Source organism: Kineococcus terrestris (assembly GCF_041020755.1).
GTDB lineage: Bacteria > Actinomycetota > Actinomycetes > Actinomycetales > Kineococcaceae > Kineococcus > Kineococcus terrestris.
In genome coordinates, this window is the sequence record NZ_JBEUEI010000008.1 from 45,949 (window position 1) to 70,220 (window position 24,272).

Consider the following 24,272-nt stretch of genomic DNA (forward strand, 5'->3'; position numbering starts at 1 on the left):
CGGCCTACAGATCGTCACCCGGACGACCGAAGGAGAACCCATGACCATCGACGCGGCCAGCGGTGCGAACCCGTACGCCTCGCTCATCGCCAACTCCGACGCGGCCACGTCCGCGGCGGCGGCGAAGCGGGCGGCTGACCCCAGCGCCAGCACGAAGGCGTCCGGGAACACGAAGGACAACAAGGACACCTTCATGAAGCTGCTGGTGGCGCAGCTGCGCTACCAGGACCCGTCCAAGCCCGTCGACTCCACGGCCTTCATCGCGCAGACCGCGCAGTTCTCCAGCCTGGAGACGATGGAGGCGATGAACAAGAACAACGTCGAGATGCTCGGCGCGCAGCTGAAGCTGCAGGCCAGCACCCTCGTCGGCCAGACCGTCACCTACACCGGGGCGGACGGCAACCCCGTGACGGGCGTCGTCACCTCGGCGTCCTTCAGCGCCTCCTCCGTCGGCGGCACCGGCGGCGAGCCGGTCCTGAAGGTCGACGGCCAGGAGGTCGTGCTGTCCAAGGTGGGCAGCGTCGACGTGCCGAAGGCCGCCGCGGCGGTCCCGCCGGCCGGCACCACCACCGGCTGACCCGCACCACCCCCCACCCCGACCCCGCCCGTCCCCAGGAAGGCAACGCCCATGCTCCGTTCCATGTTCTCCGGTGTCAGCGGCCTGCGCTCGCACCAGACGATGATGGACGTCGTCGGCAACAACATCTCCAACGTCAACACCACCGGCTACAAGAGCTCCAGCGTGGTCTTCTCCGACACGCTGTCGCAGCTGACCAAGGCCGCGGGTGCGCCGACCGACGTCAACGGCGGCACCAACCCCTCCCAGGTCGGTCTGGGTGTGCGCGTGGACGCCATCACCATGAACATGACGCAGGGCTCGGCGCAGTCCACCGGCAAGTCCACCGACATCATGCTGCAGGGCGACGGCATGTTCGCCGTCCAGCAGGGCGACGGGACGTTCTACACCCGCAACGGCTCGTTCACGCTGGACGCCAACGGCTCCGTCGTCACGAACAACGGCGGTTACGTCATGGGTTGGCGTCCCGCCACGCCCAACGGGCCGATCAACACCAACGGCCAGGTCGAGAAGCTCGTCATCCCCTCCGACTCGGTGATGCCCGCGAAGGTGACCGCGGAGGCCACCATCAGCGGCAACCTGGACAACACGCTGGCCGCCGACGGCACCGCGCAGAAGGTGACGACGAGCTTCAAGGCGTTCGACGAGCAGGGCAACCTGACGACCGTCTACGTGCGCTTCAGCAACGACGCGCCCGGTACGCCGCCGGTGAAGACCAACACCTGGAACGTCGCCTGGGACACCGACCCCGCCGGCACCTTCGCGAACACCCTCGGGCCGATCTCCTTCAACGGCACGGGCACCGTGGCCGACGGTGCCGCCGCCACCCCGAGCACCCTGAGCATCGGTGCGGGCACCAGCCCGACGGGGGCCGCGATCGCCGTCGACCTGACCAAGCTCACGGGCTACGTCGGCACGACCGGCAAGAGCAACATCCAGGGCGCCGGCAACGGCTTCCCGATCGGTACCCTGACCAGCTACTCCTTCGGCACCGACGGCGTCATCACCGGCTCGTACTCCAACGGCTACAAGCAGACCCTGGGCCAGGTCGCCATCGCGACCTTCAACAACTACGCCGGCCTGCGCAAGGAGGGCAACTCCCTCTACAGCGTGTCGACGAACTCGGGCAACCCGGTCTTCGGCATCGCCGGCGAGGCGGGCCGCGGCGGCCTGCTGGCCGGCTCCCTGGAGATGTCCAACGTCGACCTGTCGGCGGAGTTCACCAACCTGATCCTCGCCCAGCGCGGCTTCCAGGCGAACTCGCGCATCATCAGCGCCTCCGACGAGATCCTGCAGGACCTGGTCAACCTCAAGCGCTGACGCCCCCGACGGGACCAGCTCGACGCCCTCCCGGGCCGCGTGGTGCGCGGCCCGGGAGGGCGTCCGCGCGTCCGGGCCCGCTCGCGCGCCCCTCCTGGCGCCACCCCCGCGGGCCGCCGGCCGGGGGAGCGGTGCTCGCGCAGGGTGACCCGTTAGCACGAACGGGTGGGGTCGATCAACCTCTCTCAGGTCCACCCCGGACACGCCGATGGAACTGCTGACACGGCCCACGGAAGGGCCCTCGATCCCAGCCCAAGGACGGATCCCCGTGATTCTCGTGACTCGCCTCAACGGGTCGGTGTTCGCCGTGAACCCCGACCTGGTCCAGCGCGTCGACGCGACCCCGGACACGGTCATCACCCTCGTGGACGGGGCCAAGTTCGTCGTGACCGAGACGCTGGACGACGTCGTGGAGCGCGTGCTCGCGTTCCGCGCCCGCGTCGTCGCCACCGCGCACGCGCTGGAGGAGACGGGGACCGCCGACGTCCTCGAGCTGCCGGCGCACCCGACGAGCGACAGCTCGCACACCCGCAGCAGCACCCCCACCACCAGCGACACCGACGGCGACCTGCCCGCGCCGACCCCGCTGCACCGCAGGAGGCCGTGACATGGACATCGCAGCGATCGCAGGGCTCGTCATCGCCACGGCCTCCGTGCTGTGGATGCAGAACCACGAGGGCGGCGCCCTCGGCGACATCCTCCTGCCCGGCCCGCTGGTGCTCGTGTTCATCGGCACCCTCGGTGTCGGCCTCATGGGCGGCACGCTCAAGGACGGCCTGGCCTCGGTCGGGCAGCTGAAGAAGGCGTTCCTGTCCAAGCCGAAGAACTCCGCCGACACCGTCGGCGTCCTGGTCAAGATGGCCGAGCGCGCCCGCCGCGAGGGCCTGCTGGCCCTGGAGGACGCCATCAAGGAGGTCGACGACCCCTTCCTGCGCGACGGCCTGCAGACCGCCATCGACGGCACCGACCCCGACGAGCTGTACGAGATCCTCACCGCGCAGATCCAGGCGAAGAAGGCCGCCGACAAGCAGAACGCCAAGATCTTCGGCGACATGGGCGGCTACGCGCCCACCGTCGGCATCTGCGGCACCGTCGTCAGCCTCACCGTCGTCCTGCAGAACCTCTCCGACGCCGCCGCGCTCGGCCCGATGATCGGTGCCGCGTTCGTGGCGACCCTGTGGGGCGTGGCCAGCGCGAACTTCTTCTTCCTGCCCGTGCAGAGCCGCCTCATGCGCCTGTCCGGCCTGGAGGTCGCGCAGATGGAGCTGGTCGTCGAGGGCATCCTCGCCATCCAGGCCGGCTCCAACCCGCGCTCGGTCGCCCGCAAGCTCGAGAGCCTCCTGCCGCCGGGGACGGCCGTCGCCGACGCGAAGAAGGCCGCCTGATGTCCGCCGCGGGCCACAAGCGCCGGCACAAGCACGAGGAGCACGACGAGCACGTCAACCACGAGCGCTGGCTGGTCTCCTACGCGGACATGCTGACGGTGCTCATGGCCCTGTTCATCGTCCTGTTCGCGCTCAGCCAGGTCGACGTCGTCAAGTTCGCCCAGTTCAAGGCGGGCATGAACGACGGGGAGTCCGCCTCCAACCTCGTCCTGCCCGGCAACGACGGCATCAACCAGGTCGACAACGGCGAGGACCCCGTCGACCTCGCGCCCTTCGCCGGTGGTGACCCCATGCAGTCCCTGACCATCGCCCAGGCGGTGCAGCAGGCGCAGGACGCCGCCGACACGCAGCAGTCCGTCTCGGACCTGCAGAAGGCGATCGCCGAGGTCGCCGGGTACCGGGAGCTGGAGGCGCGCATCGACCAGGCCCTGGCGGCCGGCGGCGACCAGGACCAGGTCACCTACCGGATCACCTCCGACGGCCTGGTCATCGGGCTGGTCGCCGACAACGTCTTCTTCGAGAACGCCAGCGCCGACGTCATGCCCACCGGCCTGGACGTCCTCGACGTCGTCGGGCCCGTCCTGGCGCCGCTGCCCAACGAGATCGCCGTGCAGGGGCACACCAACTCCCTGCCGCTGCGCGGCAACGCCCGCTACCGCGACAACTGGGACCTGTCCTCGGCCCGCGCCAACTCGGTCCTGACGCACTTCACCAGTCGCGCCGGGATCAGCGACCAGCGCCTGTCCTCCACCGGGTACGGGTCGGCGCGCCCGCTGTACCCGGACGCCGACCCGCGGGCCCTGGCCGGCAACCGGCGCGTCGACCTGGTCGTCGCCTCGCCGTCCTCGGAGTCCGTCAAGGCGCTGCTGCCGCAGGTGGCGCAGAGCACGCCCACCGACGGCCCCGCCGAGCTGGACGTCCCCAGCACCACCGGCAGCACCACCGGCACGACCACCGGGGCCGCCGCGGCGGTCCCCGCCAGCACCACCACCAGCACCACCACGGGCACCACCACCGAGACCCACGCCGACAGCCACAGCGAGACCACGACGGGAGGCCACTGACATGGCCGGCAAGAAGAACGACGCCGAGGGCGCCGAGACCAAGGGCGGCAAGCTCGGCGGCAAGAAGCTCGTCGTCGTGGCGGCTCTCGGCGCGCTGCTGCTGGCCGGCGGCACGGGCGGGGGTGTCTTCCTGCTCACCAAGGGCGACTCGGCCTCCGCGGCCGCCGTCGAGGAGGAGGAGCACCTGGTCCCCGGGGACGTCACCGCCCTGGACCCGATCACCCTGAACCTGGCCGACGGGCGCTACCTGAAGCTGGGCATCGCCCTGCAGGGCGTGCACACCGAGGGCGGCGGGCACGGGGGCTCCAGCGGCCCCGACGGCAGCAAGGCCCTCGACCTGGCGATCTCCACCTTCAGCGGCGCGAAGATGGCCGACCTGAGCAGCCCCGAGCAGCGCCAGGCGTTCAAGGACGACCTGCAGGCCAAGATCGTCGAGGCGTACACCGAGGAGGCGGAGAAGGAGGGCGAGAAGCCGCACAAGACGGTCATGGGCATCTACTTCACCCAGTTCGTCATGCAGTGACCTCCGCCTGACCCGCCCCACCCCTCCCACCCGCCGTGATCATGGATGGCTGAACGCTCACCCGTCCATGATCACGGCGGGTGTTCGCGTCGAGGGGTCGTCCGGCGCGCGGGGGTGCGCGACGGCCGCCGTCACCCGCGCGGGCTAGCGCTAAAGGGTGACGGCCGTCCGTGCCGATAGGTACGGCGTGGCACCCGAGACCTCCACCAGCGCAGAGCGGACCGGCGGCCGTCGCTCGCGACGGCGCGGCGTCCCCGTCCCGTACGACTTCCGGCGCCCGACGAAGCTCTCGCGCCAGCACGCGCGCGTCCTCGAGATCACCTACGAGGCGTTCTGCCGCCAGTGGGCCACCCTGCTGTCCTCCACCCTGCGCACCACCGTGCAGGTCGAGCTGGACGGCATCCAGCAGTACAGCTACGACGAGTACGCCGCCGAGCTGCCCATGCCGACCGTCATGGCCGTCGTGGACCCCGAGCCGCTCGTGGGCGCCGGCGTCCTGCACGTGGACACCCCGCTGCTGCTCAGCTGCGTGGAGCGCATGCTCGGCGGCGCCGGCAAGCCCGGCCAGCCGCAGCGCGTCCTCACCGACATCGAGGCCGTCCTGGCCAAGGGGCTGCTCGAGCGGACCCTGGTGGAGCTGGCCGCGAGCCTGACCAGCGTCGTCGACCTCAAGCCGCGCCTGACGAGCCTGGAGCAGAACCCGCAGTTCGCCCAGGCCGCCGCCGCCACCGACGTGATGATCGTCGCCGCGTTCCACCTGCAGGTGGAGCAGGCCAGCGGGACCGCCACCCTGGCCATGCCCCTGGACCCGCTGTCCGCGGCGCTGTCGGCCGCCGAGCTGCGCGTGGCCAGCCCCGAGGAGCTGCGGGTGCGCCGCCTCATGCGCGACCGCCTCGACGACCACCTCGAGCACATCCCCGTCGACGTCTCCGTGCGCTTCACCGCCGCCCAGATGCGCCCCGACGAGATCCTCGCCCTCGTGCCCGGCGACGTGATCCGCCTGCCGCACACCGCCGACACCCCCCTCGAGGTCGTCGCCTCCGACGTCCACGTCGCCTCCGCCGTCGCCGGCAGCCGCGGCCAGCGGCTCGCCTGCCTGATCGTCCCCACCCCCGAGGAGAGCTCCCGATGAGCACCGCCACCCACGCCGACGTCCACGCCTTCGTCACCCAGGCCGCCGAGGCGGCGCTGGCGGTGCTGCCCCTGGCCTCGCCCGGGACCCTGACCGGTGTCGTCCCCGTGGCCTCCGCCCCCGACCTGGGCGACGAGGGCACCGCGGTTTCGGCGAACTTCGCCGGCGCGGCCACCGGCCGCGTCACCGTCGTGGTCGGCGAGGCCACCCTGGAGACGCTGCTGACCAGCCCCGAGGGCGCGCTCGACCCGGTCGACGCGCTGCGCCCGGCGCTGGAGACGGCCGTGGCCACCCTGGGCCCGTGCGTGCTGGAGGCCGGCGTCGAGCAGGACCCGGCCGCCGCGCTGGGCGCCCTGGACGGCGGCGCCGTCGCCGTCATCGGCGCGGGCGGGGAGACCCTGGCCCTCATCGGCATCACCTTCAGCGCCGACGTGCCGGCCGCCGCCGCGCCCGTCGCCGCCGCGGCCGCCGTCGCCGGCGGCCCGCGCCGCACGATGGACCTGCTGCGCGACGTGCAGATGGACGTCACCGTCGAGCTGGGCCGCACGAGCATGACCGTGCACGACCTGCTCGCCCTGACCCCCGGCGCGGTCGTCGAGCTGGACCGCGCCGCCGGCAGCCCGGCCGACATCCTCGTCAACGGCCAGCTCATCGCCCGCGGCGAGGTCGTCGTCGTCGACGAGGACTACGCCATCCGCGTCACCGAGATCGTCACCCCGGGCACGGAGGCCGGCGCCTGATGGAGGCCCTCGCGGCGCTGGCCCGGATGTCGGTCAGCCTGGTCGCCGTCCTCGGGCTGCTGTACCTGGCCGCCCGCTGGCTGCGCCGCTCCAAGCTGGCCGGCCTGGGCGGCACCGAGGCCGTGGCCGTCCTGACCCGCCAGGGCGTGGGCCACAAGGCCGGCGTCGCGGTCGTGCGGGTGGGGGAGCGCGCCCTGGTCGTCGGGGTCACCGAGCAGCAGGTCACCCTGCTGGCCGAGACCACCCTGGCCGAGCTGGGCGCCGCCGACGCGGTCGACGAGCCGGCCGGCGACGCGGCCGCCGGGCCGGCCGCCCCGCCGCTCGCGCAGCCCGTCACCGTCGAGCTGCCCGGCACCGGCGAACCGGTCGCGCGCGTGGTGGGGGAGCGCTACACCCGCCGCGCCGGCACCCGCGGGACCGCCGGTCCCACCGCCCCCACGAGCACCCCCACGAGCACCCCCGCTCCCACCCCCGCCACCACCCCCGCCACGACGAGCGCCCCGGCCGCCGCGACCGCGGTCGCGCCCGCCCCCGGCCGCCACAGCGCCCCCACCGGCGCGCTGGCCGGGTCGGCGCTGTCCCCGGCCACCTGGACGAAGGCGGTCGACGTGCTGCGCGAGAGGACGACCCGACGGTGACCCACCGCCTGCGCCGCACCGCCGGCGTCCTGATGCTCGGGCTGCTGCTGGCCGCCGCGTTCTGGCTGGCCCAGGCCGGGCACGCCGGCGCCACGCCGATGAGCGCCCCGGCCGTCCAGCTGGCCGCCGTCAGCGCGCCCGTGGCCCCCGAGGCGCCCGCCGCGCCGGGCCAGGTCACCATCGACGTGGGCGGCCTGACCGGCGTGGACGGCAAGCCCAGCCAGTCGATCACCATCCTGGTCGCGCTGACCCTGCTGTCGGTGGCGCCCTCGCTGCTGCTGCTGTGCACCAGCTTCACCAAGATCCTCGTCGTGCTGGGCCTGACCCGCAACGCCCTGGGCCTCATGGGCACCCCGCCCAACCAGGTCCTGGCCGGCCTGGCGCTGTTCCTGACGTTCTTCGTCATGGCGCCGGTCTTCAGCGACATCAACGAGGTCGCCGTCCAGCCCTACCTGAACGGCACGCCCATCACCGAGGCGTTCACGGCCGCCCAGGACCCGCTCAAGCAGTTCATGTGCGGGCAGACCCGCGGCGACGAGATCGCCCTCATCAGCCGGGCCGCGGACCGGGACGACCCGGCCAACTGCCTGGCCACCCCGATCACCACGCTGATCCCGGCCTTCGCCCTGTCGGAGCTGCGCTCGGCGTTCATCATCGGGTTCGTCATCTTCATCCCGTTCCTGGTCATCGACGTCGTCGTCTCCGGCGCGCTGATGAGCCTGGGCATGATGATGCTGCCGCCCGTCACGGTGGCCCTGCCCTTCAAGCTGCTGCTGTTCGTCATGGTCGACGGCTGGAACCTCGTCGTGAAGTCGCTGGTCGCCAGCTACGGCGGCGGCTGACCCGCGCACGACGGCCCCCTCACGACGCCCCGCGCGCCACGGGCGTCCCGCACGCCCCGGGCCGCCCGGCGCCGCGCTCAAGCCGTTCACCCGTCCGGCCGAAGCACTCCCCAGCACCCCAGCACCCCAGCCCGCACCCCGCCCGACGGAAGGCACCTGCGATGACCGACGTGACCGTCATCCACATCGGGATGACCGCTCTCGTCCTCGCCGCCAAGCTGTCCGCCCCGCTGCTGCTGACCGCCCTGGCCGTCGGCTTCGGCATCTCCCTGTTCCAGTCGGTCACCCAGCTGCAGGAGATGACGATCGCGTTCGTGCCCAAGGCGATCGCCGTCGGCGTCGCGATCGTCGTGTGCGGGCGGTGGATGCTGCACGAGGCCACGGCCTTCACCACCGACCTGTACGAGCGCATCCCCGAGATCGTCCGCGGCGGCTGAGGCGGTGTCGGGCACCCCGAGCGCGATCCCGCTCGACCTGCTGCTGGCGCTGCTGCTGGCCTCGGTGCGCGTGGTCTCCTTCCTCGTCCTGGCCCCGCCGTTCGCCAACCGCGCCGTCAACGCGCGCGTGAAGGCCATGCTGGCGTTCGCGGTCGCCCTGCCGATGGCCGAGGGCCTGCGCGGGCAGGTGCCCGCCGCCGAGCCGGCCGCCCTCCTCGGCGCCGTCGCCCAGCAGGTCCTCGTCGGCGGTGTCCTGGGCGCCCTGTGCGCGCTGGTCTTCGCCGCCGTGCAGTCCGCCGGCGACCTCATCGACCTCTTCGGCGGCTTCCAGCTGGCCAGCGCCTACGACCCGCTCATGCAGGCCCAGACGGCGATCTTCGGCAAGCTGTACACGGCCACCACCAGCGCCCTGCTCGTCTTCACCGGCGGGCACCTGCTCGTGCTGCAGGGGATGCTGCGCACCTTCGACGTGCTGCCGCTGGACGCGGGGATGGACTGGTCCACCGTCGCCAGCGTCTTCACCGCCGGCATCGGCACGCTGATGCTGTCGGCGCTGCAGATCGCCGCCCCGCTCATCGCGGTCCTGTTCGTCGCCGACGTCGGCCTGGGCCTGCTCTCGCGCGTCGCGCCGGCCCTGAACGTCTTCGCGATGAGCTTCCCGCTGAAGATCCTCATCACCCTCACCCTCGGCGGCTTCGCCTACGCCGTCCTGCCCGGGGTGGTCACCGACCTGGCCGGCCAGCTGCGCGAGACCCTCGTGCGCCTGGCCGCCGCGGGCGGCGGGGGGTGAGGCGGGCGTGAGCGGGGAGAAGACCGAGAAGCCGACTCCCAAGCGCCTCAAGGAGGCGCGCCAGGAGGGCAACGTCCCCCAGTCGCGCGACGTCGCGGCCTGGTTCAGCGTCGCCGCCGGGGCCGTGCTCGTCCCGCGCACCATCGAGGCCGCCCGCGACCTGTGCCGCGACACCCTCGCCCAGCTGGGCGACGTGGCCGCCCAGCCGGAGCCCGCGCGCGCCCTGAAGGCCCTCGTGGAGACCTTCTCCGGCCTGCCGGCCGTCCTGGGCCCCATGGCCCTGGTGACCGTGCTGGCCGTCGTCGCCTCCGGCGGGGTGCAGGGCACCCTGCGCCCGGCGACGAAGAAGCTGAAGCCGAAGTTCTCCAACCTCAACCCCGTCAACGGCCTCAAGCAGCACTGGGGGCCGCAGGCGCTGTGGGAGGGGGCCAAGTCGCTGCTGAAGACCGTCCTCATCGGCCTCGCCCTGTGGGTGGTGGCCCGCACCCTGGCCCCGCAGCTGATCGGCACCGGCCTGCTGCCGCTGTCCTCGGTGCTGTCGGCCACCGGCGCCGCCATCGGCTCCATGCTCACCGTCACGATCGTCATCGGCCTGGTCATCGCCGTCGCCGACTTCGCCATGAGCCGGCGCCGGGTGATGAAGAAGCTGCGGATGAGCAAGCACGACGTCAAGCAGGAGCACAAGAACGCCGAGGGCGACCCGCTGCTCAAGGGCGCCATCCGCTCCAAGCAGATGGCCATGTCCCGCAACCGCATGATGGCCGACGTCGCCAAGGCCGACGTCGTGGTCGTCAACCCCACCCACATCGCCGTGGCGCTGCGCTACGAGCCCGGCACCGGCGCCCCCAAGGTCGTCGCCAAGGGCGCCGGCCTCATCGCCACCAAGATCCGCGAGCGCGCCCGCGAGCACGGCGTCCCCCTCGTCAAGGACGTCGCCCTGGCCCGCACGATGTACAAGAGCGTCAAGGTCGGCCAGGAGATCCCCGCCGAGCTGTTCGCGGCCGTGGCCAAGGTCCTCGCCTTCGTGATGAACCTGCGCGCCCGCGGCAGCGTCACCCCCCTCGGCGACGCCCACACCGTCCCCGCCGGCTGACAGCCGGCCTGCGGGCGCACGGCGACACGCCGTCCCACCGGGCCCCTCGCGCGGCGTGTCGCACCGGCCCCGCAGGCCGGCTGTCAGCTCCCGCGCCGTCACCCGCGCGCGCCACCCCGGCGGGCGCTCAAGGCACCGGGCGCCGGTGCCGAGGAAGAGACAGCCAGGACGGCGCAGCAGGGCCACGGACGGGCCGCTGACCGAGGGCACCCGGACGGGTGACCGTGCGACACAGGCGGTGCAGTGAACTTCCGCAACCTCACGCAGATGGCGGTGCCGGCAGGAGTCGTCGGCATCGTGCTGCTGCTCGTCGTGCCGCTGCCGGCGGCGCTGCTGGACTTCCTCATCGCCGCCAACATCACCTGCTCGCTGCTCGCGCTGCTCGTGGTGATGTTCGTCAAGCGGCCCCTGGACTTCTCCGTCTTCCCCGCGCTGCTGCTGGTCCTGACCCTCTTCCGCCTCGGCCTGAACGTGGCCTCCACCCGGCTGGTCCTGTCCGACGGGTACGCCGGCAAGGTCATCGAGGCCTTCGGCCACTTCGTGATCTCCGGCTCGCTGGTCATCGGCCTGGTGATCTTCATGATCCTCGTGGTCATCCAGTTCGTCGTCATCACCAAGGGCGCCGAGCGGGTCGCCGAGGTCGGCGCCCGCTTCACCCTGGACGCGATGCCCGGCAAGCAGATGGCCATCGACGCCGACCTGAACGCCGGGCTCATCGACGAGGCCGAGGCCCGCCGCCGGCGCGCCGACGTCACCGCCGAGGCCGACTTCTACGGCGCCATGGACGGTGGCTCGAAGTTCGTCAAGGGCGACGCCATCGCCGGCATCGTCATCGTGATCATCAACCTCGTCGGCGGTTTCGCCATCGGGATGCTGCAGCGGGGGATGGGCCCGGGCGAGTCCATCAACCAGTACGCCCTGCTGAGCATCGGCGACGGGCTGTCCTCGCAGGTGCCGGCGCTGCTGCTGAGCGTGGCCACCGGCCTCATCGTCACCCGCGCCACCTCCTCCGGGGACATGGGCAGCGAGGCCATCAAGCAGCTGGGCCAGAACAAGCTCGTCCTGCAGATCGCCGGCGGTGCCGCCCTCGTGCTGGCCGTCATCCCCGCCATGCCCAAGCTGCCCTTCTTCCTCGTCGGCGGGCTGTGCTTCCTGGCCGCCCACCGCATCGGCAAGCGCGACGCGCGCGCCGCCCGCGAGCAGGCGCTGGCCGAGGCCGCGCCCGCCCCCGTCAACCCCGACGAGGCCGCCGCCTCCCTGCTGGACGAGATGCGTGTGGACCCCCTCGAGGTGGTCCTGGCCCCCGACCTGGTCGACCTCGTCGACACCTCCGGCGGCGGCGACCTGCTGGAGCGCGTGCGCTCCCTGCGCCGCAAGATCGCCCTGGAGCTGGGCCTGGTCGTCCCGCCGGTGCGCACCCGCGACTCCCTGGACCTGCCGATGTCCACCTACGCCGTGCGCATCTCCGGGGTCGAGGTCGCCCGCGGGCAGGCCCCGCCCGGGCAGGTCCTCGCGCTGGGCGACAACCTGGACGGCCTGCCCGGCCGCGCCACCGTCGAGCCGGTCTTCGGGCTGGCCGGCAAGTGGGTGCCCGCCGAGCTGCGCCACCAGGCCCAGCTGATGGGCGCCACCGTCGTCGACCGCGCCAGCGTCCTCATCACCCACCTCGGCGAGCTCGTGCGCAGCCACGCCCCGCGCCTGCTGGGCCGCGAGGACGTGCGCTCCCTGGTGGACGCCCTCAAGCGCACCCACCCCGTCGTCGTCGACGAGCTGACCCCCAGCGTCCTGACGCTGGGGGAGGTGCAGCGGGTCCTGCAGGCCCTGCTCGACGAGAGCGTGCCCATCCGCGACCTGGCCCGGATCTTCGAGGCGCTCAGCCTCAGGGGCAAGCAGGGCTCGGACCTGGACGGGCTCGTCGAGGCCGCCCGCGCGGCCCTGGGCCCGGCCGTCGCCGCGGTGCACGAGCAGGACGGCGTCCTGCACGTCATCACCCTGGACCCGCTGCTGGAGCAGTCCCTGGCCGAGGCGCTGCGCCCCGGCGAGCACGGGGCCAGCCTCGCCCTGGACTCCGCCACCGCGGAGCACCTGGTGACCGCCTCCCAGTCGTGCCTGGAACGCGCCGAGCAGCAGGGCATCTCGGCCGTCCTCGTCTGCGCGCCCCCGCTGCGCGCACCGCTGCGGCGCCTGCTCAAGGTCGCCGTCGGCCGCCTGAACGTCCTGTCCTACGACGACGTCAGCAACCACCCCCGGATCGAGACCGTTGGATCGGTGAGCGGTGTCCATGCACTTGCTTCTTGAGGGCTCTGACCTCCAGGACCTGCTGACGCAGGTCCGCGACCTGCACGGCGAGACCGCCCGCGTGGTCCGCGCCGAACGCGTCCGCAGCGGCGGCGTGGCCGGCTTCTTCACGAAGGAGCACTACGAGGTGACGGTCCAGATGCCCGGCGACGGCGAGCACCACGAGCACGACGGGCACGACGGGCACGACGGGCACGACGAGCACGATCAGCACGGCGAGCCGGCCGGGCACGGGGCCCTCGAGGGCACCCGCGGCGCCGCGCCCGGCCGCCACGCCGCGCCCGCTGAGCCCGCCGCGCCCGCTGAGCCCGCTGAGCCCGCGCCCGCCGAGCCCGCGCCCGCCGGCGTGGCGACCGCGGCCGACCCGGCCGCCGTGGCCGACGTCGACGGCCTGGACGCGCTGCTGGCCGCCGCCGACGCCGCCGACGCCGCCGAGGCCGCCGAGGCCGCCGAGGCGACCGGGTCCACCGGGTCCACCGGCACCGCCGCAGGTCTCGACGCCGCCGCGGCCCCCGGGCTCGTCGTCCCGTCCGCCGGGGCGCCCGCGACCGCGGGGGAGGGCGCGGAGGACTTCGAGACCGCCCGCCAGGGCCTGCTGGCCATGCTGACCGCCGCCGGCGCCGTGGAGGGCGCCCGCGCCGCGGGTCTCGTGGACGAGGACGACCTGGCGCGCGCCGCTGCGCCCTCGTCCCCGACGTCCTCCCCGACGTCCTCCCCGACGTCGTCCGCGACGTCCCCCGGGCGGGGGCTCAAGGGATCGGCCGCACCTGCCGAGGAAGAGGTCGTGCAGCCAGACACCCGTACGGCCCAGTCCGCCGCCCCCGCGGGGGAGCAGCCGGCCGCCGAGGTGGCCGAGGAGGTCGTGGACCAGCTCCCGGCCCCCGCCGGCGCCCCTGGCGACGAGCACCCCCACCAGCCCGCGGACGAGTCCGCCGAGCAGGCCGCCGACGGCTTCGCCGCCGCGCTGGCCGCCGCCCGCGCCGAGCACGAGCGTCCCGCCCTGCAGGTCGTCCCCGACGCCGCCGAGCGCGAGGCCGCCGAGCGCGAGGCCGCCGAGCGCGCGGCCCGTCAGCAGGAGGCTGCCGAGCGCGCCGCCCGTCAGCAGGAGGCCGCCGAGCGCGCCGCCCGCGCGCAGGAGGCGCCCCGCCCGGCCGCCGCCGACGGCACCTACGACCGCAGCGTCCGCCGCGCCGCGGTCCAGGCCCCCCAGCCGGCCCCCCAGCCGGCGCCCGCGCGCAGCCTCGGCGACGTGCTCGCCGCGGCCGACGCCGGTGACGGTGCGGGCCGCCTGGACGCGCTGCTGGCCGCCGGTGCCCGCGGCGGTTCCGGCGCGCGCGGCGCCCACGGCGTCCCGCACCGCCCGGTCTCGACCGAGGGCCGGTACTTCGCCGCCACGATGGCCTCGGTGCAGCGTCACCTCACCGCTGACGACACTGCACGAGGTGTTACCCCTGTTGTACGGTCGGTCACTGAGCGGGAGCCTGCCCGTCCGGGGGCACCCGTCGCCCGTCTCCGGGAGGACTTCGTGGGACCTGACCCGTACACCAGCGACGACGCCGCCGCCGAGGCGGAGGCCGTCGCGCGCCGCGACGCCGCCGACGACCGGGGGCTGCGCCGCCCCGGTCTGCGCCGCCCCGCCCCCGTCGAGGACGCCTACGGCGACCCGTTCGGGGACCCGGCCGCCGACGCCGGGCCGGCGGACGAGCGCCTCGAGGACCGCTTCGAGGACCGTTTCGAGGACCGCTCCCCGGAGCGGTTCGAGGACCCCCACGCCGGTGCCGAGGCGCACCCGCGCGGTCCGCGCGAGGCGTACGCCGGGCCGGTGCGCTCCGGCCACCCCACCGAAGACCCCACCCGCGCCACCCCGACGGCAGGAGACCCCGACGTGCAGAACCAGGCCAGCTACTTCGAGCCCCGCGCCGAGTGGCGTCCCTCCCTCGTGGCCGACCGCGGCCGCGAGGTGGCGCGCGAGCAGGTGCCGGCCGGCCTGCGCAGCGACCCGCGCGGTGACGCGCGCGCCGACGTGCGGCCCCCGGCGCGCGAGGACGTGCGCGGCGGCTACCGCGACGACGTGCGCGAGACCTACCGCGCCGACGTGCGCGCCGACGTGCGCGACGACTACCGCGAGGACCACCGCGAGCCGGTGCGCTCGACCCGGCGAGACGACGAGGTGCGTGACATGGAACCGACGTATCGTGAGGCTATGACTACCTACAGTGAGCGCACTGCGCCGCGGCGTCCCCAGTACCGCGACGCGGCGGACTCCTCGGACGTCCTGCGCCTGGCGCGGGACATCGAGGTGCCCGGCCCGCTGCGGGTCGGCGCCGGTGAGCTGGTCGTCGTCATCGGTGAGGCGGACGCGGTCGTCGCGGCCAGCATCCTCGTCGCCGACGAGGTCGGCTCGGAGGCGCCCGTGGTCATGGGCCGCGCCGAGGTGCACGACACCGTCACCGCTGACGAGCTGCCCGCCCGCCAGCAGCAGGCGCGCCGCTGGTCGGCGCCGCTGACCGTGGCCCTGCCGGCCCGCCCGACCGCCGCCGACGCCGAGCGCGCCGCGCGCCTGGCCGCCGAGGTCGGCGCCGCCGCCGTCGTCGTCTGCGTCGACGCCACCCGCCGCACCCACGCGGTCACCTCCCTGCTGCGGGCCCTGGAGGGCGCCGGCGTCCCGGCGCGCCGCCTGGCCGTGCACCGCGCCGCCGAGAGCCCGGACCCGCTGGACGTCCTGGCCCTCGACGTGCCCGTCGGCTTCCTGGACGGCCGCCCGGCCACCTCCGGCGCCTGGGCCGGTCTGCTGCTGGACGCGGCGACCGACCTCGGCACCGGCCGCTGACACCCGGCACGACCCGGCGGAACCCCGTGGCCCGCACCGCGGGGGCGGCACCCGGGCGGCGCACCGCGCCGCCCGGGTGGCCCGCCCTCAACAGCCGGGTGCACGTGCGCGTGCACCTGCCCGAGAAGCTCGGCGACCGCGAGCTGGAGCTGCCCACCCGCGTCGAGGACGAGGTGGACGGCGCCCTGGTGGTCGCCGCCCCCACCTTCGCCGGTGACCTGCACGTGGCCGTGCCCGGTCTGCCGGTCGCCGTCAGCTGGTCCAGCGACCGCGGCCGCTGCGTCGTGGACGCCGTGCTCGTGCGCGTGGTCCGTCATCGCGTCTCGTGCTGGGAGCTGGAGCCGGCTTCCGACGTGCGCACCGAGCAGCGGCGCCGCTACGCGCGCGTGCGCACCAGCGGCCACGTGCGGGTCCTGCCCGTCCCGCTCCCGGACGAGGCCGGCGCGCACCGCGCACCCGCCCGCCCGGCGCTGGAGGCCGCACCGCTGCAGGCGCTGCCCGCGCTGCGCCGCGTCCTGCGCGCCGCCGCCGACGGGCGGGGGGAACCGCCCGCGGCGACGCCGGACGTCCCGCCGACCGCCGGGCCCGCCGGGGCCGCCGGGCCCGCCGAGCCCGGCGAGCCCGCCGGGGCCGTGGAGCCGGAGCTGACGGCCGCCTTCGTCGACCTCAGCGAGGGCGGGGCGTGCCTGCGGCTGGCCGAGCCGGCGTGGCTGGCCCCCGGCCGCCGGGTGCGCGTGCTCTTCGACCTGGCCGGCGGTCCGGTGGACCAGCTGGCCGAGGTGGTGCGCGCCGCCCCGGCGCGCGACGTGGCCGACCGCCACGACGTCGTGCTCGCCTTCGTCGAGCCCGTGCCCGCCGCCGACCGGCTGCGCCAGCACGTCATGAGGACCCAGATCGACAACCGCCGCCGAGGAGACCGATGACCGCGATCGTGCTGGCCGCCGCGCTGCTGCTGGCCTCGCCCTCGGTGGTGGCGGCCCTGTCCGGGCGCGGCAGCGTGGACACCGCCCTGTGGCACCTGGCGCTGGCGCTGCTGGTCAGCGCCGTCGCCGGCAAGGTCGTGCGCGCCGTCGTCACCGGCTACGAGCGCGCTCAGGAGGCCGCGGCCGCCGAGCTGGCCGCGGCCGAGGCCGCCGGTGACGCCGAGCCCGGGGGCGTCCCGCTGGTGCCCGGGGCCCGCCGCCGCGACGACCGGTGAGACCCGTCCCGCTGCGCCGTCCGAGTGGTGACGCGATCGGCATGGATCGACACGCCTCGTCACCTATGCTGAGCGCATGCTGGTCCTGACGCGCAAGGCGGGCGAGTCCGTCGTCATCGGTGACGAGGTCGTCGTGCGCGTGCTGGAGGTGCGCGGCGACGTGGTGCGCGTCGGCATCGACGCTCCCCGGGACGTGCAGGTGCACCGCCAGGAGGTGTACGAGGCCGTGCGCGAGGCCAACATCGCCGCCGCCTCCGCCTCCGCGGAGGCCATCAGCGCCCTGCAGGGCGTCGTGCGCCGCGCCGGCGGCTGACCGCCCCGCGTCCGCACCGCCGCCCGGCCCGGTCCCGACGGGACCCCGGCCGGCGTCGCGCAGCGTGACGCAGCTCACCCGCCCGCGGACCCCGTCCGGGCCCGCCCGGGGAGGACGAGCGCGCACCGCCTCCCTAGGATGCGTTCGGGCGCAGCGGTCCCACCGCGGCGCCTGAACGACCGCCGCCCTCCCGGGCGAGAGGACGACGCCGTCTGCGGTTCGACGAGCAGGAGCCGGCGCGCCCACCCGGGCGGGCCGGGTCGGTCCGAGCCAGGAGGTACGAGATGGACACCACGACGCAGGTCGAGGGTCACGAGGTCGTCGACGTCCGCGACGTGCGCGAGCTGACGACCGTGGCCAACCCCCGGCGCGTGCAGCTGTGAGCTGACGCCCTCGTCACCACCGCGTGAGGCCGGTCCCCCCTCGGGGGACCGGCCTCACGCACGTCGCGGCCCGGTGGCCTCAGGCCAGGGTGAGGACCCCGGCGCGGTACCAGCGGTGCAGCAGCTCGAAGCCGTCGTCGCCCGTCACCCACGTGACGTCGGTGTCCTCCGGGGCGCGGGTGGGCTGCAGCGGCGCCCCGCCGGCGAGGATCTTCTCCGCCGGGGTCAGGCGCCGGATGCCCACCGCGGCCACCCGCTCGGGCGCGGCCGCGGCGAACTCGGCGTACAGGGCGGGGTCGTGCTGTCCGTCGTCGCCCACCAGCAGCCACGTCACCTGCGGCAGCTCGCGCGCCAGCCGCGCGAGCGTCTCGCGCTTGTGGGCGCTGCCGTCGCGGAACCAGCCGGTGTTCGTGGGCCCCCAGTCGGTCAGCAGCAGAGGCCCCGTCGGGTAGCCGGAGCGGCGCAGGAAGCGCGTCAGGGTCGGGGCGACGTTCCACGCGCCCGTGGACAGGTACAGCACGGGCGCGCCGGGGTGCTCGGCGACGACCTGCCGGTACAGGTCAGCCATCCCGTTGACCGGCACCCGCGCCTTCTCCGAGAGCACGAAGCTGTTCCACGCCGCGATGAGCGGGCGGGGCAGGCGGGTGACCACCACGGTGTCGTCGATGTCGCTGAGCAGGCCGATCGTCGGCTCCGGGCCGACCACGGTGATCGTCGCGGTGCCCGAGGCGCCGTCGGCGGCGCCGGTGGTGCCGGCCGGGTCGTCGCCGGGCGCGCCGTCCTCGGCCGCGTCGTCGTCGACGCTCAGGTGCAGCTCGTGGGCGCCGGGCGGCAGGTCGACGGGCACCACCTCGTCGAGGTAGCCGCCGCGGTCGGTGCGCAGGTGCAGCTCGTGCCCGCCCACCCGCACGCGCACCTCCTGGTCGCCGACCGGGACGGTGAGGAAGTTGCGCCAGCCGCGCACCGCGGCCCGCTCGGCGGCGGCGCGCTCGGCCTGCTCCGCCTCCCGGCCCAGCAGCACCCGGCCCAGCACCCGCACCCACCCGGGGCCCCCGTAGCAGGGGTAGGCGATCACACGGGTCTGGTAGCCGCGCCGGCGCAGCCGGGAGCCGACCACGCCCTTGACGGCCTCCTCCACGCGCGCGGCGCGGTGCAGGCCGTGCTCACCGGGACGGGCGGCCACGTCCAGCCCGCGCAAGCGCTCCAGGTCGTGCAGCGCGTCCTCGCGCAGCCGGTCCAGGTCGCGGCGGGAGGGCGGGCGCCCGTCCGGACCGGGCCGGGCGTCCTCGGGCCGGCGTCCGCGCGTGATCACCCGCTCACGCTAACGGTTGCGCGGGTGCTGTGCCCAGCGGCCGGTCGGGGCGTGGTCGGCCCGGTCAGCGGCCGAAGCCGGCGGCCAGCCGCGTGAACCCCTCGTCCAGGTCCACCTGCGGCTCCCAGCGCAGCAGCTCGCGGGTGCGGCGCTGGTCGAACCAGTGCGCGGTCGACAGCTGCTCGGCCAGGAAGCGCGTCATCGGCGGCTCCTCGGGCAGCCGCGCGCGCGTCCACACCCGCTCCACGACGCTCCCGGCGGCCTTGGCCAGCGCCGAGGGCACCCGCCGGGTCGGCGCCGGCACCCCGGCGGCCTCGCAGATGGCCGCCAGCCACTCCGAGACGGTGCGCGGCTGGCCGTTGGTCACCACGAACGCCTGCCCGTGCACGCCCTCGTCCTCGGCGCGGTCCAGCGCCGCGACCAGCGCGTCCACGGCGTTGTCCACGTAGGTGCAGTCGATGAGCGCTGCCCCGTCGTCCAGCAGCGGCAGCCGGCCGGCGCGGGCGCGGTCGGCGATGCGCTGCACCAGCTGCGTGTCGCCGGGGCCGACGACGATGTGCGGGCGCACCGCGACCACCGCGAAGCCGGGCGCGTCCGCGGCCAGCGCCAGCAGCTCCGCCTCGGCCTTGGTCACCGCGTACGAGCCGTGCGCGGCGGCCGGGTCGGCCGGGTCGGTGCCCGCCCCCACCAGCGCGTGCCCGGCGTGGGCGACGGAGGGGGAGCTGACCTGCACGAACCGGCGCACCCCGCTCGCGCGGGCCGCCTCGAGCAGCCCGTACGTGCCGCGCACGTTCGTCTGGACGAACTCCTCGTGCGCCCCGGTGATCGACACCTTCGCCGCCAGGTGCACCACGGCGTCCACGCCCTCCACGGCGCGGGCCACGGCCGCCACGTCGGTCACCGAGCCCCGGACCTCCTCCAGGCCCAGCCCCGCGCTGCGCCGCTGCAGCAGCCGCACCCGCTCCCCGCGGCGGGCCAGCGCCAGGGCGGTCTCGCGGCCCAGCATCCCGCTGGCCCCGGTCACCAGCACCCTCACGCCAGCCTCCCCGCCCGCTGCCCGGCCAGGACCCGCCCGGCCCACGCCGTCACCCGCACCCGGTCGATCTTGGAGTTGTGCCGCACGTCGGTGGGCAGCGCCGGCACCAGCAGCACCGCGACCACGTCGCGGCCGGTCGCCGCGCGCACCGCCCGCGCCACCGCGGGCCCGGCCGCGGTGGTGCGCCGCACCGGCGGGTCGGCCTCGGCGACCACCGCCAGCCGGCGCGCGTGCCGCGGGCCCACCCCCACCAGCGCCGCGCGGGCGATCCCCTCGACGGTCTCGGCGCGCTGCTCCAGCCCGACGGGGGTGATCACCTCGTCGGCGGTGACCACCACGTGCGCCAGGCGGCCCTGCACCCACAGCCGGCCCCGCTCGTCCAGGTTCCCCACGTCGCCGGTGCGGTGCCAGCGCCCCGAGGGGTTGGCCGCCGCCAGCGCGCTCGAGGGGCGCACCCGCACGCTGGCCGCGTGGGTGTCCCACAGCTGGTCGTAGCGGTCCTTGACGTGCTCACCGCCCACGACGACCTCCCCGGTCACCCCCGGGGTGGTCACCACGTCCTCGGCCGCGGCGCCGTCGGCGTCCAGCGGCGCGATGCCCACCACCACACCCGGCACCGGCCGGCCCACGCACGTGCCGTCCCCGGCACCGGCCTCCAGCAGGTCCGACAGGCCCACGTCGGTCGCCGGCAGCACCTCGGTGGCCCCGTACGGCGAGCGCGGGTCGGCCAGCGGCATCAGCTCCCGCGCCCGCTGCAGCAGCGGCACCGGCACCGGCGCCCCCGCGCTCAGCAGCGTCTCCACCCGCGCCAGCGCCGCCCGGCCCGCCTCGTCCAGCCCGTCGGCCGTGGCCAGCACGTTGACCAGCGCGGCGGGGGACAGGAACGCCGAGGTGGACCCGCTGGCGGCCACCGCGTCGGCCAGGGCGCTCGCGGTCAGGGTCGCGGGCCTCGTCACGTCCATCGCGGGGACCACGCAGGTGGCGCCCAGCGCGGGACCCAGCAGCGCGAACGGCGCGAACGCCGAGACCAGCCCGTGGGCGGGGTCGGTGCGGATCGCCGCGCCCAGCGCCCGCGCCAGCATCGCCGTCTGCCGGTGCGTGTAGACCACGCCCTTGGCCGGGCCGGTGGAGCCGGAGGTGAACAGCACCAGCGCCTCGGCCTCGGGGGCCGGCTCCGGCGGCAGCTGCGCGCCGGCGGCCAGCGCGCGCCGGCCGCGCTCGGCGACCTCCAGCACGGTCGTCTCCACGCCCAGCAGCCGCAGCGCCGCCTCGTCCACCCGCACCCCGCGCGGGGTGGCGGCGATCCGGCGGCCCGGCCAGCGCAGCACGCGCGCGGCGGCCAGCGCCTTGGGCACGCCCACCACGACGTCGACCCCGGCGCCGGTCACCGCGCGGGTCAGACCGCGCACGCCCAGCCCGGCGTCGGCGACCACGGCCACCGCGCCGATGCGCAGCACCGCGTACAGCACGGCCGTCAGGTCCGCCCCCGGCGGCACCAGCAGGGAGACCCGCTGCCCCGGGCGCACGCCCAGCTCGGCGAACCCGGCCGCCAGCTCGGTGGTGCGCCGCTGCAGCAGCGACCAGGGGATGCGCCGCACCGGCGGGGGGCCGGAGCCCTCGCGCTCGCCGACCTCCACGACGGCCGGCGCGTCCGGCTCGGCGGCGGCCCGCTCGGCGGTGCGCGCCCACAGCGGACGGTGCTCGGGGCGCTCCGGCGCCTGCTCCTGGGCGTCCTGCGGGGCGGCTGGGCCGGCCGGGCGGGCCGGGCCGGCCGGGTGCACGCGCTCGTCCAGCCAGCGCAGCACCACCCCCGCCACGTCGGCGTCCTCGGGCAGCAGGTGCCCGGCGCCGGCGAAGCGGTGCACGTCCGCGCCGGGCAGGCGCGCGCGCCAGTCGCGCAGGTACCGCTCGCCGAAGACGGGGTCGCGCGGGCCCCACAGCACCAGCGCGGGCAGGCCGGAGGCGCCCAGCCGGTCGGCGCCGGCGCTGACCTCCTCGAACGCCGGGCGCACCGGGTGCTCGGGGCCGGTGGGTACGTCGGCGACGAACGCCTCCACACCCGCCCGGTCGGCGCGGGTGCGGTAGGGGGCCCGGTACGCGGCGCGCACGTCCGCCGGCAGCGGCGGGCGGCACAGCGCCAGCGTGGTGCGCAGGAACGCGTCGGTGCGGCTGGTCACCAGCGGCAGCACGCCCGGCAGCGTCGCCAGGGTCAGCGGCCCGGGCGGGGGCGCGTCGACGGGGTGGGAGGCGGCGGTGTTCATCACGACCAGACCGGCCAGGCGCCGCGCGGCGTGCCGGCCGCCGCGCGCGTGCTCGCGCGCGGCCCAGCCGGTGGCCACGACCCCGCCCCAGTCGTGCCCGACGGCCACGACGTCACCGCTGAGGTCCAGGGCCGCGACCACCGCGTCCAGCTCGGCGATCCGGTCGGCCAGCCCGCGGCGCACCCCGGTGCGCTCGGAGAAGCCCATCTCCAGGTGGTCCAGCGCCACCACCCGCCAGCCGAACCCCTGCCGCGAGGCCCGCTGCGCCAGGTGGCGCCACAGGTAGGACCACGTGGGGTTGCCGTGCACGCACAGCAGCGTGCCCAGCACCTCCCCGGGCGCGGCGTCGGGCGCGGTGTCCAGGACGTGCCAGGTGCGCTCGGCGCCGGAGGCGTCCGGGGCGCTGACCAGCCGCGACCACTCCGGGCGCCAGCCGGGCAGGCCGGCGGGCGGCAGCCCCGCCGGCTTCGCGGCGGGACCTGCGGGAGCGTTCACCAGGCGATCTCGATCATGGCGCTGTTCAGACCGGAGCCCACGCCCATGGCGATCACCCGGTCACCGGCGGCCAGCTCCGGCGCCGTCTTCGACAGGGTCATCGGCAGGGAGATCGGGCCCACGTTGCCCCAGGTGGGGAACGTCATGGGCACCTTGTCCGGGTCCAGGCCCAGGCGCTGCACGACCGTGTCGGTGTGCACGCGGGAGATCTGGTGGATGACGAAGCGGTCCGCGCCCGACCAGCCCCACTGCTGGTCCCCGCCCGCGAAGGCGTCGGCGACGATCTCGATGCCCTCGGTGAGCATCAGCTTGGCGTCGGTGCGCATGTGGTTCATGTCCCCGATGCACAGCTCGTGGTGGGCGGTGCCCGCCCGCGCCGTGCCGCCCAGCACCCGGTGCGCCTCCGGGTGCTCGTCCGCGCGGCCCAGGACCGCCGCGGCCGCCCCGCAGCCCAGCGTCATCGTCGCGAACTGGTCCAGGAAGTCGCGGCGGGTCACCTCACCGCCCTGCAGCCGCTCGATCGTGCCCCGGTGCATGCTGCGCACGTCCTCCGCGCCCAGCACGACCGCGTAGCGCACCGCGCCCGCGTCGATCATCGCCGAGGCCACCTGCAGGGCGTTGACCCAGCCCAGGCACGCGTTGGTGATGTCGAAGTTCAGCGCCGAGGGCGGCAGGTCCATCTGGTGGTGCACCGAGGTGGCCACCGCCGGCTCCAGGTGCGGGCGGGTGACCGTCGTGGAGATCAGCAGCCCGACGTCCTTGGCGTCCACCCCCGCCTCGCTCAGCGCCTTGGCGCCGGTCTCGGCCGCCGCCTCCGCGGCGTCCTGGCCGGGGGACCACCAGCGGCGCTCGCGCACCCCGGCGACCTTCTCCAGCAGCCCCGGGCGCAGCCGCAGCCGCTCCAGCGTGGGGGCCAGCACGTCGTCGAAGTGCGAGGAGGGGACGACGACGGGCGCCTCGAGGTGGGCCACGGACAGCAGCGCCGCGTTCGCGGGCCGGAAGGAGGAGTTCCCGAGCGGGTCCCCGTGCGTCTGGTCGTTCAAGGGCTTCCCCAGTCCGTGTGCGTGGCCGCGACGTCGTCAGCGGCGAGGGAGCCAGGTTAGCCTCCGCCCGCGCCGGCGCCTCCCGGCGTCCCGATCACCGTCCCGGGTACGACGAGCGGCGTCCGGGGCGCGGTTCCCGCGCAGCCCGGCGGGAGCGCGGCGCGGGCCGCCGGCGCGGGGACGGCGCCACCGCCGCGTGCGGGGCGCTGCGGCTGCCGTGCTACGGTCTTCCCCGTCCACGAGGGCCGTGACGGCCAGCGTCGGACCACCTGTCCGGGTGGCGGAATAGGCAGACGCGCTAGCTTGAGGTGCTAGTCCTCGTACAGAGGGTGGGGGTTCAAGTCCCCCCTCGGACACTCGGTGAGACAGCGACGACGAAGGCCCCGACCGTTCACGGTCGGGGCCTTCGTTGTGCCGGGCCTCTGTCCGGTAATTTTCACATACTATAGGCTAGCGCTGTGGGGCTGGCCGCCCCGTGCGGCGGCGCGGGGGAGGACCCGTCCAGCCGGCGACCGGTCACCGCGGCGGCCCGTGCGCCCGCCGGCGCCACCGCGCCGCGGCG

General features: G+C 75.3%; 22 protein-coding genes and 1 tRNA gene. 19 read left to right on the plus strand and 4 right to left on the minus strand.

Going from position 1 to position 24,272, the window contains the following annotated elements:
• The first annotated feature begins 40 nt into the window (after positions 1-40).
• From AB8M62_RS06860 to csrA, 18 genes are all read left to right on the plus strand, one after another.
• Positions 41-577 (plus strand): flagellar hook capping FlgD N-terminal domain-containing protein, encoded by a 537-nt coding sequence (locus AB8M62_RS06860; protein ID WP_369069043.1) that lies wholly within the window; start codon positions 41-43, stop codon positions 575-577.
• Between the two features lie 51 nt (positions 578-628).
• Positions 629-1,897 (plus strand): flagellar hook protein FlgE, encoded by a 1,269-nt coding sequence (locus AB8M62_RS06865; protein ID WP_369069044.1) that lies wholly within the window; start codon positions 629-631, stop codon positions 1,895-1,897.
• Between the two features lie 268 nt (positions 1,898-2,165).
• Positions 2,166-2,504: a flagellar FlbD family protein gene (locus tag AB8M62_RS06870; RefSeq protein ID WP_369054549.1), complete on the plus strand. Its 339-nt coding sequence runs from the start codon at positions 2,166-2,168 to the stop codon at positions 2,502-2,504.
• Position 2,505: 1 nt separating this feature from the next.
• Positions 2,506-3,282 (plus strand): motility protein A, encoded by a 777-nt coding sequence (locus AB8M62_RS06875; RefSeq protein ID WP_369054550.1) that lies wholly within the window; start codon positions 2,506-2,508, stop codon positions 3,280-3,282.
• Positions 3,282-4,346, plus strand: coding sequence for an OmpA/MotB family protein (locus AB8M62_RS06880; RefSeq protein ID WP_369054551.1), 1,065 nt, complete (start codon positions 3,282-3,284; stop codon positions 4,344-4,346). Before AB8M62_RS06875 ends, AB8M62_RS06880 begins: the two co-directional genes overlap by 1 nt.
• Before the next feature lies 1 nt (position 4,347).
• Positions 4,348-4,869 carry a flagellar basal body-associated FliL family protein gene (locus AB8M62_RS06885; RefSeq protein WP_369069045.1) on the plus strand — a complete coding sequence of 174 codons (522 nt, stop codon included), beginning with the start codon at positions 4,348-4,350 and terminating at the stop codon, positions 4,867-4,869.
• A gap of 187 nt (positions 4,870-5,056) precedes the next feature.
• Complete coding sequence (locus tag AB8M62_RS06890; RefSeq protein ID WP_369054555.1) at positions 5,057-6,001, plus strand: flagellar motor switch protein FliM; 945 nt, start codon at positions 5,057-5,059, stop codon at positions 5,999-6,001.
• Positions 5,998-6,741 carry a flagellar motor switch protein FliN gene (gene fliN, locus AB8M62_RS06895; RefSeq protein ID WP_369069046.1) on the plus strand — a complete coding sequence of 248 codons (744 nt, stop codon included), beginning with the start codon at positions 5,998-6,000 and terminating at the stop codon, positions 6,739-6,741. The genes AB8M62_RS06890 and fliN overlap by 4 nt, the downstream gene beginning before the upstream one ends.
• Positions 6,741-7,379: a FliO/MopB family protein gene (locus AB8M62_RS06900; RefSeq protein WP_369069048.1), complete on the plus strand. Its 639-nt coding sequence runs from the start codon at positions 6,741-6,743 to the stop codon at positions 7,377-7,379. Before fliN ends, AB8M62_RS06900 begins: the two co-directional genes overlap by 1 nt.
• Complete coding sequence (gene fliP / locus AB8M62_RS06905; RefSeq protein ID WP_369054560.1) at positions 7,376-8,221, plus strand: flagellar type III secretion system pore protein FliP; 846 nt, start codon at positions 7,376-7,378, stop codon at positions 8,219-8,221. The genes AB8M62_RS06900 and fliP overlap by 4 nt, the downstream gene beginning before the upstream one ends.
• A 161-nt stretch (positions 8,222-8,382) precedes the next feature.
• Complete coding sequence (locus AB8M62_RS06910) at positions 8,383-8,658, plus strand: flagellar biosynthetic protein FliQ (protein WP_369054561.1); 276 nt, start codon at positions 8,383-8,385, stop codon at positions 8,656-8,658.
• 4 nt (positions 8,659-8,662) lie between these two features.
• Entirely contained in the window at positions 8,663-9,448 is a 786-nt protein-coding gene (locus AB8M62_RS06915; RefSeq protein WP_369069049.1) for a flagellar biosynthetic protein FliR, read from the plus strand.
• Positions 9,449-9,455: 7 nt separating this feature from the next.
• Positions 9,456-10,541 carry an EscU/YscU/HrcU family type III secretion system export apparatus switch protein gene (locus tag AB8M62_RS06920; RefSeq protein ID WP_369054565.1) on the plus strand — a complete coding sequence of 362 codons (1,086 nt, stop codon included), beginning with the start codon at positions 9,456-9,458 and terminating at the stop codon, positions 10,539-10,541.
• Between the two features lie 243 nt (positions 10,542-10,784).
• The gene (flhA, locus tag AB8M62_RS06925) at positions 10,785-12,839 is read left to right on the plus strand and encodes a flagellar biosynthesis protein FlhA (protein WP_369069050.1); all 2,055 of its coding nucleotides are present in this window, start codon (positions 10,785-10,787) and stop codon (positions 12,837-12,839) included.
• Positions 12,823-15,669: a hypothetical protein gene (locus AB8M62_RS06930; protein ID WP_369069051.1), complete on the plus strand. Its 2,847-nt coding sequence runs from the start codon at positions 12,823-12,825 to the stop codon at positions 15,667-15,669. Before flhA ends, AB8M62_RS06930 begins: the two co-directional genes overlap by 17 nt.
• A gap of 26 nt (positions 15,670-15,695) precedes the next feature.
• Entirely contained in the window at positions 15,696-16,592 is an 897-nt protein-coding gene (locus tag AB8M62_RS06935; RefSeq protein WP_369069052.1) for a PilZ domain-containing protein, read from the plus strand.
• Positions 16,589-16,867 (plus strand): hypothetical protein, encoded by a 279-nt coding sequence (locus AB8M62_RS06940; protein WP_369069054.1) that lies wholly within the window; start codon positions 16,589-16,591, stop codon positions 16,865-16,867. The genes AB8M62_RS06935 and AB8M62_RS06940 overlap by 4 nt, the downstream gene beginning before the upstream one ends.
• Before the next feature lie 76 nt (positions 16,868-16,943).
• Positions 16,944-17,180, plus strand: coding sequence for a carbon storage regulator CsrA (gene csrA, locus AB8M62_RS06945; RefSeq protein WP_369054573.1), 237 nt, complete (start codon positions 16,944-16,946; stop codon positions 17,178-17,180).
• Positions 17,181-17,642: 462 nt separating this feature from the next.
• Here csrA and AB8M62_RS06950 read toward each other — a convergent pair whose 3' ends face one another.
• The 4 genes from AB8M62_RS06950 to AB8M62_RS06965 form a co-directional block, all read right to left on the minus strand.
• A complete protein-coding gene (locus tag AB8M62_RS06950; RefSeq protein WP_373694877.1) occupies positions 17,643-18,752 on the minus strand; it encodes an App1 family protein phosphatidate phosphatase in 1,110 nt (369 codons plus the stop codon).
• A 187-nt stretch (positions 18,753-18,939) separates the two neighbouring features.
• Positions 18,940-19,911 carry an NAD-dependent epimerase/dehydratase family protein gene (locus tag AB8M62_RS06955; protein ID WP_369069056.1) on the minus strand — a complete coding sequence of 324 codons (972 nt, stop codon included), beginning with the start codon at positions 19,909-19,911 and terminating at the stop codon, positions 18,940-18,942.
• Entirely contained in the window at positions 19,908-22,667 is a 2,760-nt protein-coding gene (locus AB8M62_RS06960) for an alpha/beta fold hydrolase (RefSeq protein ID WP_369069057.1), read from the minus strand. Before AB8M62_RS06960 ends, AB8M62_RS06955 begins: the two co-directional genes overlap by 4 nt.
• The gene (locus AB8M62_RS06965; protein WP_369054578.1) at positions 22,664-23,710 is read right to left on the minus strand and encodes a 3-oxoacyl-ACP synthase III; all 1,047 of its coding nucleotides are present in this window, start codon (positions 23,708-23,710) and stop codon (positions 22,664-22,666) included. Before AB8M62_RS06965 ends, AB8M62_RS06960 begins: the two co-directional genes overlap by 4 nt.
• A 271-nt stretch (positions 23,711-23,981) precedes the next feature.
• Between AB8M62_RS06965 and AB8M62_RS06970 the strand changes: the two genes are divergently transcribed.
• Positions 23,982-24,066, plus strand: a tRNA-Leu gene (locus tag AB8M62_RS06970).
• Positions 24,067-24,272: the final 206 nt, after the last annotated feature.